The sequence below is a fragment of the Serratia sp. HNCC26DJ244 genome (assembly GCF_057180565.1).
The window spans coordinates 13,824-29,880 of the sequence record NZ_JBXUGO010000028.1 but is presented as its reverse complement, the minus strand read 5'-3'; the positions used below and the strand labels follow the sequence as shown (position 1 = coordinate 29,880).

The window sequence follows — 16,057 nt, the reverse complement described above, 5'->3', positions numbered from 1 at the left end:
CTAACTCGAGGTGGCGTATATTACGCTTTCCTCTTTCAGAGTCAACCCTAATTTTCAGGTTTTTTCTCTGTCACACGGATAACGCTGCAAAGCGATTGTTATGTTCCGTGTCGATGGAGGCGCATTATAGGCAGTTGCGCCGCCGCCGCAACTGCTATTTTCAACAAAAAACACCGTTTGCTGCATTCCACAGCAAAACCCCGGTTTATACCCGGTTATGCACTAAGTTATCCACAGGACATCATCGGCAGGAAAATTTACGAGCACTACGCAAACGTTTTCGCTACAATTCCTGCGATCAAACAATCCCCCACTTTTATGGGGACGTTACCTGAATCCGTTGTTGTCTTGTTATATAACCAGATTTATTCGAGTTGTCATCAGTATACGGCGACTCTGAATGGAATGGGGTCTATATCTCAGCAGGGAATTCACGTAACGTTCTTTTATTGCGACTCAAAGCCAAGGGATAAAACCATGCAACAACCTCGTCCAATCCGTCGAGCCTTACTCAGTGTGTCTGACAAAACCGGTATCATTGAATTCGCGCAAGCACTCTCTCAACGAGGGGTAGAACTGCTCTCTACTGGTGGGACCGCTCATCTACTGGCAGAGGCCGGATTAGCGGTTACTGAAGTTTCCGATTACACCGGTTTCCCGGAAATGATGGATGGACGGGTTAAAACTCTGCACCCCAAAGTGCATGGTGGCATTCTTGGTCGCCGTGGTCAGGACGATGCCATTATGGCCCAACATGCGATCAAACCTATCGATATGGTGGTAGTGAATCTCTATCCTTTTGCGCAAACCGTGGCTCGTGCTAATTGCTCGCTGGAAGAGGCTATCGAAAACATTGACATCGGCGGCCCCACCATGGTGCGCTCTGCGGCCAAGAATCATAAAGATGTCGCCATTGTGGTGAACACTAATGACTACGCGACTATCATCACCGAGATGGATAGCAACGACGGTTCTTTGCTCTATCCCACCCGCTTCAATTTGGCCATCAAAGCATTTGAACATACTGCCGCTTATGACAGCATGATCGCCAACTACTTTGGCACACTGGTTCCGCCTTATTATGGCAATACGGAGCAACCTTCCGGTCATTTCCCTCGCACCATAAACCTCAACTTTATCAAAAAGCAGGATATGCGTTACGGTGAGAATAGCCACCAGCAAGCCGCTTTCTATATAGAGGAGAATCTGCAAGAGGCGTCGGTTGCCAGTGCCGAACAGCTACAAGGCAAGGCACTCTCCTACAACAATATCGCGGATACTGATGCTGCATTGGAATGTGTGAAAGAGTTTGCAGAACCGGCTTGCGTCATCGTCAAGCATGCCAATCCTTGTGGTGTAGCAATTGGTAAAGATCTGCTTACCGCTTATGATCATGCTTACCAGACCGACCCCACGTCTGCCTTTGGTGGCATCATTGCTTTCAACCGCGAACTGGATGCAGAAACGGCGCAAGCCATCATCAGCCGTCAGTTTGTTGAGGTCATCATTGCCCCAACCATCAGTGATGAAGCCCGCTCGGTATTGGTTGCCAAACAGAATGTGCGTGTTCTGGTTTGCGGCCAATGGCAACAGCGCGTTGCTGGATTGGACTTCAAGCGGGTCAACGGGGGGCTGTTAGTACAGGACCGTGACCTAGGTATGGTGACTCCCACTGACTTACGCGTGGTCTCTGAACGGCAACCCACCGCCCAGGAACTGCGAGATGCCCTGTTCTGTTGGAAAGTGGCTAAGTTCGTCAAATCCAACGCCATTGTTTATTCGCGCGATAACCGGACCATCGGTATCGGTGCGGGTCAGATGAGTCGCGTTTACTCCGCTAAAATTGCTGGCATCAAGGCCGCTGACGAAGGTCTGACGGTCAATGGCTCCGCGATGGCCTCAGACGCCTTCTTCCCGTTCCGTGATGGCATTGATGCGGCAGCCGCCGTCGGCATTACCTGTGTTATCCAGCCTGGTGGGTCGATTCGTGATGATGAAGTCATTGCAGCCGCCAACGAACACGGCATTGCGATGATCTTCACCGATATGCGCCACTTCCGCCATTAATCCTTGTTGCTGCTACGTGCGCCAAATGCGCACGCTGTTTATGGAGTCTTTGATGAACATTCTCATTATCGGTAATGGTGGGCGTGAACATGCGCTGGCCTGGAAAACTGCCCAATCGCCGCTGGCAGATAACGTTTACGTAGCGCCAGGTAACGCAGGTACCGCACTGGAAGCTAATCTGACCAATGTGGATATCGCGCCAACCGATATCCCAGCACTGCTTGCCTTTGCCAAAAGCAAGGCTATCGACCTGACCATTGTTGGCCCTGAAGCACCGCTAGTGATTGGCGTGGTTGATGCTTTCCAGGCTGCAGGGTTAAAAATATTTGGTCCCTCACAGGCCGCAGCACAACTTGAAGGATCCAAAGCCTTTACTAAAGATTTTCTGGCTCGCCACGCCATCCCAAGCGCCGCCTATCAGAATTTTACTGAAGTGGAGCCAGCCTTGGCCTATGTTCGTCGTCAAGGCGCCCCTATCGTGATCAAAGCAGATGGTTTGGCCGCGGGGAAAGGGGTGATCGTAGCGATGACGCTACAGGAAGCCGAAGAAGCTATCCAGGATATGCTGGCAGGTAACGCTTTCGGCGATGCGGGACACCGTATCGTGATCGAAGAGTATCTTGAAGGTGAAGAAGCCAGTTTTATTGTGATGGTGGACGGTGAAAACGTCGTCCCCATGGCTACCAGCCAGGACCATAAACGTGTGGGTGATGGTGATACAGGCCCCAATACCGGTGGTATGGGCGCTTACTCACCCGCCCCCGTGGTCACAGATGAAATTCACCAACGCGTAATGGACCAGGTGATCTGGCCAACCGTGCGTGGTATGGCTGCAGAGGGCAACACCTATGTTGGTTTCTTGTACGCTGGCCTGATGATTTCTGCTGATGGCCAACCGAAGGTGATTGAATTTAATTGCCGCTTTGGCGATCCGGAAACACAGCCGATCATGTTGCGTCTGCGTTCAGATCTGGTTGAGCTCTGCCTGGCTGGTGCTGAAGGTAAACTGAACGAGAAAAGCTCTGAGTGGGACCCACGTCCGGCACTCGGCGTGGTATTGGCGGCTGGCGGCTATCCTGGCGACTATCGCCAAGGGGATGTGATCCACGGCTTGCCGCAACAGGAAAACTCAGACAGTAAAGTGTTTCATGCCGGTACACGCATGCAGGGAAATGAAGTGGTCACGAGTGGTGGGCGTGTACTTTGTGTCACGGCATTAGGCGCCACAGTGAGCCAAGCACAACAGTGTACTTATCAACTCGCGGCAAATATTGCGTGGCAAGATAGCTTCTACCGCAAGGATATTGGTTACCGCGCTATCGCGCGCGGCAAATAAACCCATACCAAACATTAACAGCAGGCTCTGTTCCCAGGGCCTTGTTGTTAAATTTATCGCAATGGGTTCTAAAGCGAATCTTTTGTGGGTTCCCAACGGCAAAAATCATTGTTAGCCACCAGTAACAACTCACGACCGCGAGGCCCATCCAACCAGGCAATAGTCACCGGCTGGCTACTATTGGCTACACGTCGCTCTATCCACTCTTCAGCTCGATTATTCAAGCCCGGTTTCACGATGTCTCCATTGCACAACTCTACCTTCCCTTGCAGCCAATGACCTTGCAACAGCCGTATACCGCCAGCATTAAGTGCATCACTCAATTCTAGCGTTCGGCGAGCCTGATATTGGTAGAGTACTATCTCATCAGCAGACAGTTTCTGGCGCTGAGTAGTCAGTTGACGCTGCATAAAACTGACCGTCCCATTCGGCGTAAAGCGCAATTGAATGGAGTCCCGATCACCGTCTGCATCAACTCGTCTGATTTGGAACAACACGCCATTTTGATATTCATACAGCGTAGTGACGGTCCCCGGTCCACGATAAGGGCTGTAGACTGTCATTAACGTCAATGGACGTTGCTGACTATCATCTCTACGCCACACTCGAACCACGCCCTGATCAGCAACAAAACCGCTTGCCGTAAACCTAGGAGAGGAGGAATTGGAACTACAGGCACCAAGGGCAGCGACCATAGCCGCAACCATCAGCACCCGTTGGATAAACAAAAGGGGCATCATAGCCCCTCTGTCTAAACGCTTTACCAGCATGGATTAAGACTTAACTGCGTCTTTCAGAGCCTTGCCGGAAACAAATGCAGGAACATTAGCCGCTGCGATTTTGATTTCTTTACCAGTCTGTGGATTGCGGCCTGTGCGCTCGCTACGATGGTTTACTTTGAAAGTACCGAAACCAACCAATTGTACTGCATCACCTTCTTTCAGAGACTCAGTAATAGCAGACAGGGTAGATTCTAGAGCCAGTTTAGCTTGAGCTTTAGAAAGGTCAGCCTTATCTGCGATTACATCAATCAGTTGAGTCTTGTTCATAATTTATCCTTACAATGTGTTTATCGTTTGCAAAGCATCGAGTGCGACGGATATGCCGATAAACAGCACTCTCCTGCATACACGCACCAATAGCCACTTTTTTTTCGCCCCCCAAATGTAGACCAGACAGGGTGGGGATGTGAAGCCTTAAGGCATGACAAATCAGGTGTTAAATCACGTTTTATTATCTTATTGCGTTAATTTTATCCCAATATTGCTGATTGCCGCCTCTCGCAGGTCAGATCGCAACCCTTTTATCAGATCCAAATCACGCTCAGGACAAGCAGCCAACAGGCGGAAAATCTCCCATTGGAGATCCCACTCTTCCTCAATTGCAGGTAAAACGTTCAACTCTTCGTCGGTCATTTCTTTACCCGCCTGAGTCATTTCCAACATCGCCACGGTACGAATTGAGGCTTCGCTAATGGCGATGGCGTGTTCCAATGTCTCACCACTGAGGCGCGAATGAAGCAGTTCCCCTAATGCGATACAAGCATCGATCGCCGGATAAACACCATAAAGATCGTAATCTTCTGCTGAGGGGATGGCCTCTTCCAACTTTTCCAACTGACTGTCAAAGTTGACTTTGGCATCTTTCACCACCAGCGTTTCCCAAGCCAGATCAAGAATACGGCGATAGACTGCAGGATCACCAAACTCCGTTTGCAGACAGAACATCTGGTAATTAGGGTACATACGTTCGCACAGACTAGCCATAAAGGTTAAATGTTGCCAACTTTCCAGCTTTTCCAAACGCAAATGAATCGGGTTACGTAGCATGACCTACTCTCTTACTCGTTATCTGCCGCGCAGTGTACCCGAAATCGCGCAGGGCGGCATCTCTGAATGCGATGACTGCTGCAACCAGTGGATAAACGCCGGGCGACGAGAAGCAATCGCATCAGCCCAACGTGTAGGTTCGGGCAAACGATAGCCTGCCATACATCGCTGTACCCACGTCAATGCGCTATCGGTACTGATACGGTGCCCGGTAGAAATAAACAATGGCTGACAGCGCGCCTTACTGCGCCATACCCACGCCAATTGTTCCCCTTTGTCCTCGAGTGCAGCCAATGCTCCCACTTCCGTATCCAAGGGCTCAAACCTGCCACACAACCGTTTTTTCGCCACACCAATAGTTGGAACGTTGACCAACAAACCAAAGTGGCTGGCAACCCCCAAACGCCTTGGGTGTGAAATACCATGGCCATCAACAAAGAGCAGATCAGGTTTCTGTTGCAACTGCTCCCAGGCAGCAAGCAATGCCGGATATTCACGAAAAGAGAGAAAACCCGGAATATAGGGCATGGTGGTGTTGATACGAGCAATCTGGTACTCCACCAGCGCCAAAGAAGGATAGCGCAGAATAGCAATGGCAGCGCGCGTCACCGCACCTTGATGCTCAAAACCGACATCTGCACCGGCAATAAATAGCGGAGGATCACGCAAAAAGTCATCATAGCGAATCACCTCTTCGGCATGTTGTAACTGTGTGGCTCGTAGGGCTGAGGTATCAATCACCGCATTTCCTTACCGTTCAGCGATGGTATTTAGCCGAAAGTGCATGCACCGCCTCAACAAAGGCGCCCGCATGGGCCGGTGGCACATCCTGATGAATGCCATGCCCAAGATTAAATACATGCCCTTCACCATCACCGAAACCTGCCAGAATGGTTTCTACTTCCTGCGCAATACGTTCTGGTGCGGCATAAAGTATTGAAGGATCCATATTGCCTTGCAGAGCTACCTGATGCCCCACTCGGCGACGTGCCTCGGCAATATCTATCGTCCAGTCCAGACCCAAGGCATCACAGCCGGTCGCGGCCATCGCTTCCAGCCACTGCCCACCCCCTTTGGTAAACAGAGTGACAGGTACACGACGGCCTTCGTTTTCCCGCAACAAGCCATCGACAATTTTATGCATATAGTGCAGCGAGAACTCACGGTAATCACGCCCGGTCAGTACCCCACCCCAGGTATCAAACACCATGACAGACTGGGCACCGGCCTTAATCTGAGCATTGAGATAAAGAATGACGCTGTCCGCCAGTTTATCCAGTAATAGATGCAACGTCTGTGGCTCGGCGTACATCATTTTCTTCAGTTTAGTGAATGCCTTACTGCTCCCGCCCTCCACCATATAGCTCGCCAAAGTCCATGGGCTACCAGAAAAACCGATCAGCGGTACGGCTCCCTTCAACTCACGACGAATGGTACGAACCGCATTCATGACATAACCCAGCTCATCTTCTGGATCACACAGCGGTAGCTTTTCTACATCAGCCCGGCAGACAATCGGCGAAGTAAATCGGGGCCCCTCACCCGCCTCAAAATAGAGCCCCAACCCCATGGCATCAGGGATGGTGAGAATATCAGAAAACAGAATAGCGGCATCCAGCGCATAGCGACGTAAGGGTTGTAATGTCACCTCGCAGGCCAGCTCAGCATTTTTACACAACGACATAAAATCACCGGCCTGAGCACGCGTGGCTTTATATTCTGGCAAATAACGCCCAGCCTGACGCATCATCCATACTGGTGTGACATCCACGGGTTGGCGCAGCAGGGCTCGCAGGTAGCGATCATTTTTCAAATCATTCATTTCTTATTGGTTCCCGTCATCATCAACCCCCATTGTATACTGGGTTGGGTAAGTTGGCGTGAGCACTTAAATCATCAAGGCACTTAAGTCATAAAGACAGCTATTATTCTGCCCGACACAGCACTACCGTATCTTCAATCAGGCGACGCGCGACAGTACCCGGCGGGGGTAACAGCGGCAATTGGTCATAACGATACCAGCCAGCATTGAGTAGCTCTTTCGGGTCATGCTGCAGTTCCCCTGCCTGATAATCTGCCATAAACGCCATCATCAACGAATGAGGGAATGGCCAAGGTTGTGAGGTGACATAACGCAAATTCTTGATAACGATATTGCTCTCTTCCATCACTTCCCGTGCTACCGCCTGTTCCAGCGTTTCCCCCACCTCCACAAACCCCGCCAGCACAGTATGTATACCACCACGGTGACGCACATGTTGAGCCAGCAGGATTTCATCATCACGGCGAATGGCAACAATCACGCAAGGGGCGATCTGCGGGTAATATCGCTCGCGGCAGTGATCACAAAGGCAAGCATTTTCGCTTCGGCTCAAATGCATTTTATGGCCACAATAGCCGCAAAACCGGTGTGAGCGATAAAAGTCCGCCAACTGCACACCCCGCCCAGCCAACTGAAACAGACCACGATCAAGATCGAGCAACTGGCGTACCGAGTTCATATCCCTCGGCATCGATTGACGCACCAACCACACTGGGGCGCCCTCCCATTCGCCAATCTGACTGGCCAATTGACCATGCAATGAAAATATTGCTGCTGAACCAAACGGTAGTTCACCCTTTGGTAACCAGATTTTGCTTTCATGGCTGACTATCCACCAGCCTTGTTCATTACCTGTTAATGCAAATTCCATATGTTGTTGCACAACCTCTGCGTCACTGGCAAGCTAGTCATTGGCTTATCACCTTTTAATAACTTACTGTTTATAACCCAAGTTCATGCAAGTTGCAGCCCCTAGCAGCCTGCATAGTGACAGAAAATTTAATTTGATTACTCTCGGAGTCAACTATGCTCAACCAATTGGAAAGCCTGACTCAACGCGTTGGTGGCAATAATCAGTTAGTCGATCAGTGGCTACAGGCCCGCGAGCAATTGTTGGTTGCCTATTATTCTTTAGTCGGTATCAAACCGAGTAAGGGAAAACCTACGCCGTTAAATGACAAAGCGCTGGAGAATTTTTACCATAATCTGCTGGACTACCTCTCTGCGGGGCATTTTCACGTTTATGCCAAAATTATCAAACAGGTGGAAGGCTCCGCCAGTCCGAAAATGGCACTAACCACCAAGTTCTATCCAAAGTTGGAAGCTAATACCGAAGCCATCATGGCATTTCATGATCGCTACAGCGGGGTTGAACTCGACCAAGATCTCTGTCTGGAGTTCAACCAGGCGTTATCAGATATCGGCGAAACGTTAGCATCACGTTTTGCACTGGAGGACCAATTAATTCTACGGGCAGCGGAGATCTTGCAGCAGAGCCAATCCTGACGCCACCAGCACTGAGCCGTAGCAATGCAAAAGATGACGCGTTAGCTTGTAGTTTTTATTAAGCCTTTTATACTGGCAACATCTTGTCGGAGTGCCTAGCGCTGATTGCTTCATTAAATCAGCCAGGCTGAGACCGTTAATTCGGGATCCGCGGAACCTGATCGGGTTAATACCCGCGAAGGGAACAAGAGTAATCTATTGGCAGCGGCCCCACCCTTTGCGGGCTAACTCGCTGCCAGTCAATATCATTACTCCCGCCAAGCTCCAGACAAGCAATTTTCCACACATCAACACACTGATAGGAATTTGCTATGTCTACCATAAATAAACCACGTGTCCGTAAAGAACAGCGCGATGAAGCACAACAGTTTATTGATTCTTTACAAGGTACCACCTTCCCTAACTCACACCGTATCTATCTTGCCGGTTCCCGTAGCGATATTCAGGTACCGATGCGTGAAATTCAGCTGAGCCCAACGCTGATTGGCGGCACTAAAGACAACCCTCAATATCAACAGAACGAAGCCATTCCGGTGTATGACACCGCAGGCCCCTATGGTGATCCGCTGGCAACCATTAATGTCCACCAGGGGTTAAAAAAACTACGCGCTGGCTGGATTGCAGCACGAGAAGATACCGAAACACTAAGCCACGTCAGTTCGGGGTTTACCCAACAACGGCTGGCCGATGCCGGGTTGGATCACCTGCGTTTCGAGCACCTGCCTCAGCCACGTAAAGCGCGTAAGGGCCAGTGTGTTACTCAGTTGCACTATGCGCGAAGCGGCATGGTGACACCAGAAATGGAATTTATTGCCATCCGTGAAAACATGGGGCGCGAGCGTATCTGTAGCGAAGTCCTACGCCAACAGCATCCAGGCCAAAGTTGGGGAGCTAACCTACCGGAAAACATTACACCCGAGTTTGTCCGCCAGGAAGTGGCTGCCGGGCGAGCCATCATCCCCGCTAATATTAACCACCCTGAATCCGAGCCAATGATTATTGGCCGTAATTTTCTGGTCAAAGTGAATGCCAATATCGGCAATTCGGCCGTTACATCATCAATCGAAGAAGAAGTCGAAAAGTTGGTATGGTCAACCCGTTGGGGAGCCGATACCGTGATGGATCTCTCTACTGGCCGCTATATCCACGAAACACGCGAATGGATCCTGCGTAACAGCCCGGTGCCGATTGGTACCGTGCCGATCTATCAGGCACTGGAAAAAGTGAATGGTGTGGCGGAAAACCTAAATTGGGAAATCTTCCGCGATACCCTGGTGGAACAGGCGGAACAAGGCGTCGATTACTTCACTATCCATGCGGGCGTGTTGCTGCGTTACGTACCGATGACCGCCAAACGGCTGACCGGCATTGTCTCCCGTGGGGGGTCGATCATGGCAAAGTGGTGTCTATCCCATCACCAGGAAAACTTTCTCTATCAGCATTTCCGTGAAATCTGCCAAATTTGTGCCGCCTATGATGTCTCACTATCGCTGGGTGATGGCTTGCGTCCAGGCTCTATTCAAGATGCTAATGACGAAGCCCAATTCGCCGAACTGCACACGCTGGGGGAGCTCACTAAAATTGCCTGGGAATATGATGTCCAAGTGATGATCGAAGGCCCAGGTCATGTGCCGATGCAACGGATCCAGCGCAACATGACCGAAGAGCTGGAATCCTGTTCTGAAGCCCCCTTCTATACATTAGGGCCATTGACCACCGACATTGCTCCAGGTTATGACCATTTCACCTCGGGGATTGGTGCGGCGATGATCGGCTGGTTTGGTTGCGCAATGCTCTGCTATGTGACACCGAAAGAGCATCTCGGCTTACCCAACAAGGAAGATGTGAAACAGGGGCTAATTACTTACAAAATCGCCGCCCATGCCGCCGATTTGGCGAAAGGGCATCCTGGGGCGCAGATCCGTGATAACGCCATGTCCAAGGCACGTTTTGAATTCCGCTGGGAAGATCAGTTCAATCTGGCATTGGATCCACAGACCGCCCGCTCCTATCACGATGAAACGCTGCCCCAGGCATCTGGCAAGATCGCCCATTTCTGTTCCATGTGTGGGCCAAAGTTCTGTTCAATGAAGATATCCCACGAAGTGCGAGCCTATGCCGCAACACAAGATGCTGTAACACAAGGGGCGAACCATCCCGATGAAGTACAGCTGACTGGCATGGAAAAGATGTCGGCCGCATTCCGCTCCCGGGGCAACGAGCTCTACCATAGTGCGAGCAATCTGCAGGAGGAGAGCGATAATGACTGATATCACGACGCCCTTCCCCGCAACGCCATACAAACTCGGCTTATACCCGGTAGTCGACAGTGTTGCCTGGATCGCCCGCCTACTGGATGCCGGAGTCACCACCATCCAATTACGCATCAAGGATCTTGCCGATGAACAGGTGGAGGCGGATATTATTGCCGCCATCGCGCTCGGTAAACGTTATCAGGCACGCTTATTTATCAACGATTACTGGCAACTCGCTATCAAGCACCATGCCTACGGCGTTCATCTAGGACAAGAGGATTTAAATACCTCCGACCTGCAGGCAATCCATCGAGCAGGGTTACGTTTGGGGGTTTCCACCCATGATGATCACGAACTCTCCCGGGCCATAGCCGTAAAACCCTCTTATATTGCACTGGGTCATATTTTCCCGACACAGACCAAAGAGATGCCCTCCGAGCCCCAAGGTCTGGCAGAACTACAACGCCACGTTGCCGGGTTGCAAGACTACCCTACCGTGGCCATTGGTGGGATCAGTATTGAGCGCGTTCCGGCGGTTCTGGCCTGCGGTGTTGGTAGCGTTGCCGTGGTCAGCGCCATCACTCAAGCAGCTGACTGGCGCATCGCCACCGCACAATTACTGCGCTTGATTGAAGGGAAGGAGTCACCCGATGCTCAATGACCAAGAATTTCTACGCTACAGCCGCCAACTGTTGTTGGAAGATATTGGCCCAGAGGGTCAGGAGAAGCTGAAGCAGGCTAGGGTACTGATTGTCGGATTGGGAGGGCTGGGTTCCCCGGCTGCACTCTATCTGGCTGCCGCTGGCGTTGGCACACTCCTGCTGGCAGATGATGACAAACTGCATCTCACCAATCTGCAGCGACAAATTTTATATCGAACCAGTGACATCGCTTCCAGCAAGGCACAGCTGGCTCAACACCATTTGCAAGCGCTAAACCCGCAAGTGGAGTCGATCGCTCTGGAACAACGCCTGCAAGGACCCACACTACAACAGGCGGTGAGTCGTGCCGACCTGGTACTGGATTGCAGCGATAATATGGCAACTCGCCATGCGGTTAATGCAGCCTGTATCCTCGCCAATGTGCCTCTTATTAGTGGTAGCGCAGTCGGCTTCAGCGGCCAGTTGCTGATTATCGAACCACCCTATCATCAAGGCTGCTATGCCTGCCTCTATCCCGATCAAAGTGAACCTCAACGTAACTGCCGTACTGCGGGTGTACTCGGTCCGGTCGTTGGTGTAATTGGCACCCTTCAAGCACTGGAGGCGATTAAAATGCTGGTGGGCATAGCTTGTTCCCTAAGCGGTAAACTCCGCTTGTTTGATGGCAAACAACAAAGCTGGAGCACTCTGCAACTGAGTAAAGCCAGCAATTGTCGCATCTGCGGAGGCATCGCATGAACATCATATTGAATGAACAACGGTTGGAAATAGAACAACCGTTGGGAATAGAACAACCACTGAGCATTAAAGCATTGCTTGAACAGTTAGGGCATGACCAACCCGGTTGCGCATTGGCGATAAACCAGACCATCATTCCGCACACTGACTGGGCAACTCATCATGTGCAGGATGGTGATGATATTCTCTTATTTCAAGCAATTGCAGGAGGCTGACATGTTGAAAATCGCCGATACGACTTTTACTTCACGTCTGTTTACCGGTACCGGTAAATTCGCCACGCCAGCATTAATGCTGTCAGCCTTGCAAGCCTCAGGGTCACAGTTGGTCACCATGGCGATGAAACGTGTTGACCTACGTGGCGGTAATGATGCGATTCTCGCGCCCTTGCAACAATTAGGGGTGAAGTTACTGCCTAATACTTCGGGTGCCAAAAGTGCTGGTGAAGCCATCTTTGCCGCCCGCCTGGCGCGTGAAGCACTGGGTACGCAGTGGATAAAATTGGAGATCCACCCTGATGTGAAGTACTTATTGCCAGACCCGATTGAAACGTTAAAGGCAGCAGAAATATTGGTTAAAGAAGGCTTTGTGGTGCTGCCTTATTGCGGAGCCGATCCGGTTTTATGTAAACGATTGGAGGAAGTGGGTTGTGCTGCCGTGATGCCACTCGGTGCGCCGATCGGTTCTAACCGTGGATTACTCAGTCGTGATTTTCTGCAGATTATTATCGAGCAGGCCAAAGTACCTGTGGTGGTTGATGCCGGGATCGGTGCCCCCAGTCACGCATTAGAAGCTATAGAGTTAGGCGCAGACGCGGTACTGGTTAATACCGCTATTGCCGTTGCGCGTGATCCACTACAAATGGCCCAGGCGTTCCGTTTAGCTGTGGAGGCGGGTGAATTGGGGCATCGAGCGGGGTTGGCTGGCCGCCAGCCTATGGCCGCCGCCTCCAGCCCACTGACCGCCTTCCTCAGCCAACCTTTGCAGGAAATACGCTGATGAACAGTCATTTTAGTGAGCATCTACAAAACTGGGATTGGGATGAATTAACACGACGTATCAACAGTAAAACTGCGCCCGACGTTGAACGAGCGCTCAGCGCAGAAAAATTAACCCGGGATGATTTTATGGCGCTGATCTCCCCCGCAGCTGCACCTTACTTAGAACCCTTGGCACAACGAGCACAACAGCTCACTCGCCAGCGGTTCGGTAACGTGGTGAGCTTTTACGTGCCATTATATCTTTCTAACCTCTGTGCCAACGATTGTACTTACTGTGGTTTCTCAATGAGTAATCATCTCAAGCGCAAAACGCTGGATGCTGCAGAGATCGAACGAGAATGCACGGCCATAAAAGCGCTGGGGTTTGAGCATTTGTTACTGGTTACTGGCGAACACCAACGCAAAGTGGGCATGGACTATTTTCGCCAGCATCTTGCCAACATCCGCCCTCATTTTAGTTCGCTAATGATGGAGGTTCAGCCCCTGGCAGAGCATGAATACGCGGAATTGAAAGCTATCGGGCTGGATGGCGTGTTTGTTTATCAGGAAACCTATCACCCCGCCACCTATCAACGGCACCATCTGCACGGCAAAAAACAGGACTTTAATTGGCGATTGGATACACCAGACCGTCTTGGCCGCGCCGGTATTGATAAAATCGGCTTGGGAGCATTACTCGGGCTCTCCGATAGTTGGCGAACTGATTGTTACCTGTTAGCAGAACATTTGCTCTACCTGCAACAGACTTATTGGCAGAGCCGTTATTCGATTTCGTTCCCCCGTCTGCGGCCATGTACCGGGGGGATTGAGCCCGCCTCAGTGATCACTGAGCCCCAATTGGTACAGTTAATCTGTGCCTTTCGGTTGTTCGCACCTGATGTGGAACTGTCATTATCGACGCGAGAATCTGCCTTCTTTCGCGATCATATGATCCCGCTAGCCATCAACAACGTCAGTGCCGGTTCAAAAACCCAGCCGGGGGGCTATTCGGATAACGCGCCACTTCAACTGGAACAATTTGAACCACACGACAACCGCACACCACAACAGGTGGCGCTAGCAATCAGTGCTGCCGGATTACAGCCAGTATGGAAGGACTGGGACAGCTATCTGGGACGAGCTACGCAATAAAATGCAACTGTGACATCACAACTTGAATAGGGCTGGACACCTAGCGCAAAGCGAGCAAACCTGGCTGGTGCTAAAAATAGCTCAGGCTATAGTGACTGCGTTGGCTCTCAAACCCGAGGCTAACCGAGGTTATCGCCCCTCTTGATAACCTTGCCTTACCAACCACCGGAGCGTGCGCAGATCCCTCGCTCGCTCCGGTTTTCTTATTGTGATGAAAAACCATCAACCCATGGTCTGCGGCTTTATTCTCGCCCCAACAATAGCGGAGAGTAGACATCCCATAACCAGATAAGCGGCCACCAGATACCAACTCCCCCCCATCACCTCCACCAATAATACGGCGATAAAAGGGGTAAAGCCGCCACCAACCACACTAGCGACCTGATAACCTACCCCCGCTCCGCTATAACGATAGGCGGTGCCAAACAGTTCGGTAAATATCGGCTGTTGCACGCTGACCAACATATCGTGGGCGACATTGGCCAGCATGATGGCGAAGAAGACAATCCATAGGGTATTACGGCTCTCAAGGGCCATAAAAAACGGTATCCCACAGAGAACACCGATTAATGCGCCGGTGACATAGATCCGGCGACGACCAAAACGGTCCGCCAAATAAGCAAAACAAGGAATTGAGATACAACTGATTGCCCCCACCAGCAAGCCAATATTCAGAAAGATATCACGTGAAAGACCAAGGTGAGCTGTCGAGTAATTGATGGCGAAGGCAGTCACGATATACATGGTCAGTAATTCACCAAATCTCATGGCGATGATCAGCAAAAATGCCTTAGGATTCTGACGCAATGCCTCGAAAATCGGGAATTTACGGATTTTGTCGGCTCTTTCCTGTAACGCTTTGTTTGCCTCAAACTCCTGCGATTCATCCATGCCATTACGGATCCACCAAGCAACGGCCACCAGTAACAGACTGAAAATAAAAGGCAAACGCCAACCCCAACTGATAAACTGCTCATTTGAGGTCACGTGGCTCACCAATGAAACCGACCCGGTTGCCAACAGTAGCCCGACACCAAAACCAATCTGTACCCCACTGCTGTAAAAAGCCTTTTTCCCTTTCGGTGCACTCTCTACTGCCAGCAAGGCTGCGCCCCCCCATTCGCCGCCAACGGCAAATCCTTGAATGGCACGTAATAGCACCAGCAGTGTTGGTGCCCACCAGCCAATCGAGTCAAAAGAAGGTAACAACCCAATCAAAGCGGTGGAACATCCCATCATCCAAACGGTAATCATCAGCATCCGTTTGCGCCCCAGCTTGTCACCAAAGTGGCCAAACACCATGCCTCCCAAAGGACGAAACAAGAAACCAACGCCAAAGGTACCAAACGCCGCCAACGTTCCCATTGTCGGGCTCACCTGAGGGAAAAACTCCGTATTAAAGACCAGAGCAGCAACTATTCCGTACAGTAGAAAGTCGTACCAGTCGACAACAGCACCAACAAAACTCCCCCAGGCGGCACGGCGTGCCCGGCGTTGAGGAGGGGTTGTTGATGGGGTCTGCGAGTTCTTGGGAGTGCTGGCAAGGTTGCCATTACCGAGTGAAGTTGAAGTGTCCATTACTATTCCGTTATTTTATCCCGTTATTTTAACTTTACAGGGGTTTAGGAGGCATTTCATCGAAAAGTTCCAATAGTAAAAAAATAACGTTTACTCTCAATTAATTCTGCAAAAAAACTAGCAGGCGCTTAC

At 50.9% G+C, this 16,057-nt stretch carries 16 protein-coding genes and 1 riboswitch; of the genes, 9 read left to right on the top strand and 7 right to left on the bottom strand.

What is annotated here, in order from left to right:
- The first annotated feature begins 477 nt into the window (after positions 1 to 477).
- A complete protein-coding gene (gene purH / locus AC2A06_RS17255; RefSeq protein ID WP_023488899.1) occupies positions 478 to 2,067 on the top strand; it encodes a bifunctional phosphoribosylaminoimidazolecarboxamide formyltransferase/IMP cyclohydrolase in 1,590 nt (529 codons plus the stop codon).
- Between the two features lie 52 nt (positions 2,068 to 2,119).
- Entirely contained in the window at positions 2,120 to 3,403 is a 1,284-nt protein-coding gene (gene purD, locus AC2A06_RS17250; RefSeq protein ID WP_484381092.1) for a phosphoribosylamine--glycine ligase, read from the top strand.
- Positions 3,404 to 3,471: 68 nt separating this feature from the next.
- Here purD and AC2A06_RS17245 read toward each other — a convergent pair whose 3' ends face one another.
- From AC2A06_RS17245 to nudC, 6 genes are all read right to left on the bottom strand, one after another.
- Complete coding sequence (locus AC2A06_RS17245; protein ID WP_484381091.1) at positions 3,472 to 4,143, bottom strand: DUF1481 domain-containing protein; 672 nt, start codon at positions 4,141 to 4,143, stop codon at positions 3,472 to 3,474.
- 33 nt (positions 4,144 to 4,176) lie between these two features.
- The gene (gene hupA / locus AC2A06_RS17240; protein WP_023488896.1) at positions 4,177 to 4,452 is read right to left on the bottom strand and encodes a nucleoid-associated protein HU-alpha; all 276 of its coding nucleotides are present in this window, start codon (positions 4,450 to 4,452) and stop codon (positions 4,177 to 4,179) included.
- A 189-nt stretch (positions 4,453 to 4,641) separates the two neighbouring features.
- Complete coding sequence (locus tag AC2A06_RS17235; RefSeq protein ID WP_473196619.1) at positions 4,642 to 5,232, bottom strand: YjaG family protein; 591 nt, start codon at positions 5,230 to 5,232, stop codon at positions 4,642 to 4,644.
- 18 nt (positions 5,233 to 5,250) lie between these two features.
- Positions 5,251 to 5,970: a deoxyribonuclease V gene (nfi, locus tag AC2A06_RS17230; protein WP_484381093.1), complete on the bottom strand. Its 720-nt coding sequence runs from the start codon at positions 5,968 to 5,970 to the stop codon at positions 5,251 to 5,253.
- A 19-nt stretch (positions 5,971 to 5,989) separates the two neighbouring features.
- A complete protein-coding gene (hemE, locus tag AC2A06_RS17225) occupies positions 5,990 to 7,054 on the bottom strand; it encodes a uroporphyrinogen decarboxylase (RefSeq protein ID WP_484381090.1) in 1,065 nt (354 codons plus the stop codon).
- A gap of 103 nt (positions 7,055 to 7,157) precedes the next feature.
- Positions 7,158 to 7,925, bottom strand: coding sequence for an NAD(+) diphosphatase (gene nudC / locus AC2A06_RS17220; protein WP_484381089.1), 768 nt, complete (start codon positions 7,923 to 7,925; stop codon positions 7,158 to 7,160).
- Positions 7,926 to 8,080: 155 nt separating this feature from the next.
- Here nudC and rsd point away from each other — a divergent pair, with 155 nt between their 5' ends.
- The 7 genes from rsd (at position 8,081) to thiH (ending at position 14,347) form a co-directional block, all read left to right on the top strand.
- Positions 8,081 to 8,560 carry a sigma D regulator gene (gene rsd / locus AC2A06_RS17215; protein ID WP_484381088.1) on the top strand — a complete coding sequence of 160 codons (480 nt, stop codon included), beginning with the start codon at positions 8,081 to 8,083 and terminating at the stop codon, positions 8,558 to 8,560.
- A 77-nt stretch (positions 8,561 to 8,637) separates the two neighbouring features.
- Positions 8,638 to 8,761, top strand: a riboswitch (TPP riboswitch).
- Between the two features lie 110 nt (positions 8,762 to 8,871).
- On the top strand, positions 8,872 to 10,830 hold the full coding sequence (gene thiC, locus AC2A06_RS17210; protein WP_484381087.1) for a phosphomethylpyrimidine synthase ThiC: 1,959 nt from the start codon (positions 8,872 to 8,874) through the stop codon (positions 10,828 to 10,830).
- Positions 10,823 to 11,476 carry a thiamine phosphate synthase gene (gene thiE, locus AC2A06_RS17205; protein ID WP_484381086.1) on the top strand — a complete coding sequence of 218 codons (654 nt, stop codon included), beginning with the start codon at positions 10,823 to 10,825 and terminating at the stop codon, positions 11,474 to 11,476. Before thiC ends, thiE begins: the two co-directional genes overlap by 8 nt.
- On the top strand, positions 11,466 to 12,215 hold the full coding sequence (locus AC2A06_RS17200; RefSeq protein ID WP_023490714.1) for a HesA/MoeB/ThiF family protein: 750 nt from the start codon (positions 11,466 to 11,468) through the stop codon (positions 12,213 to 12,215). Before thiE ends, AC2A06_RS17200 begins: the two co-directional genes overlap by 11 nt.
- Entirely contained in the window at positions 12,212 to 12,430 is a 219-nt protein-coding gene (thiS, locus tag AC2A06_RS17195; RefSeq protein WP_484381085.1) for a sulfur carrier protein ThiS, read from the top strand. Before AC2A06_RS17200 ends, thiS begins: the two co-directional genes overlap by 4 nt.
- Position 12,431: 1 nt before the next feature.
- Complete coding sequence (locus AC2A06_RS17190; protein WP_023490712.1) at positions 12,432 to 13,214, top strand: thiazole synthase; 783 nt, start codon at positions 12,432 to 12,434, stop codon at positions 13,212 to 13,214.
- Entirely contained in the window at positions 13,214 to 14,347 is a 1,134-nt protein-coding gene (thiH, locus tag AC2A06_RS17185; protein ID WP_023490711.1) for a 2-iminoacetate synthase ThiH, read from the top strand. The genes AC2A06_RS17190 and thiH overlap by 1 nt, the downstream gene beginning before the upstream one ends.
- A 222-nt stretch (positions 14,348 to 14,569) precedes the next feature.
- On the opposite strand, the gene shiA is transcribed toward thiH, so the two are convergent.
- On the bottom strand, positions 14,570 to 15,925 hold the full coding sequence (gene shiA, locus AC2A06_RS17180; RefSeq protein WP_023490710.1) for a shikimate transporter: 1,356 nt from the start codon (positions 15,923 to 15,925) through the stop codon (positions 14,570 to 14,572).
- Between the last annotated feature and the right edge of the window lie 132 nt (positions 15,926 to 16,057).

Coding starts and splice junctions, on each gene's coding strand:
- purH (WP_023488899.1), top strand. CDS start 478: ATGCAACAACCTCGTCCAATCCGTCGAGCCTTACTCAGTGTGTCTGAC.
- purD (WP_484381092.1), top strand. CDS start 2,120: ATGAACATTCTCATTATCGGTAATGGTGGGCGTGAACATGCGCTGGCC.
- AC2A06_RS17245 (WP_484381091.1), bottom strand. CDS start 4,143: ATGATGCCCCTTTTGTTTATCCAACGGGTGCTGATGGTTGCGGCTATG.
- hupA (WP_023488896.1), bottom strand. CDS start 4,452: ATGAACAAGACTCAACTGATTGATGTAATCGCAGATAAGGCTGACCTT.
- AC2A06_RS17235 (WP_473196619.1), bottom strand. CDS start 5,232: ATGCTACGTAACCCGATTCATTTGCGTTTGGAAAAGCTGGAAAGTTGG.
- hemE (WP_484381090.1), bottom strand. CDS start 7,054: ATGAATGATTTGAAAAATGATCGCTACCTGCGAGCCCTGCTGCGCCAA.
- nudC (WP_484381089.1), bottom strand. CDS start 7,925: ATGGAATTTGCATTAACAGGTAATGAACAAGGCTGGTGGATAGTCAGC.
- rsd (WP_484381088.1), top strand. CDS start 8,081: ATGCTCAACCAATTGGAAAGCCTGACTCAACGCGTTGGTGGCAATAAT.
- thiC (WP_484381087.1), top strand. CDS start 8,872: ATGTCTACCATAAATAAACCACGTGTCCGTAAAGAACAGCGCGATGAA.
- thiE (WP_484381086.1), top strand. CDS start 10,823: ATGACTGATATCACGACGCCCTTCCCCGCAACGCCATACAAACTCGGC.
- AC2A06_RS17200 (WP_023490714.1), top strand. CDS start 11,466: ATGCTCAATGACCAAGAATTTCTACGCTACAGCCGCCAACTGTTGTTG.
- thiS (WP_484381085.1), top strand. CDS start 12,212: ATGAACATCATATTGAATGAACAACGGTTGGAAATAGAACAACCGTTG.
- AC2A06_RS17190 (WP_023490712.1), top strand. CDS start 12,432: ATGTTGAAAATCGCCGATACGACTTTTACTTCACGTCTGTTTACCGGT.
- thiH (WP_023490711.1), top strand. CDS start 13,214: ATGAACAGTCATTTTAGTGAGCATCTACAAAACTGGGATTGGGATGAA.
- shiA (WP_023490710.1), bottom strand. CDS start 15,925: ATGGACACTTCAACTTCACTCGGTAATGGCAACCTTGCCAGCACTCCC.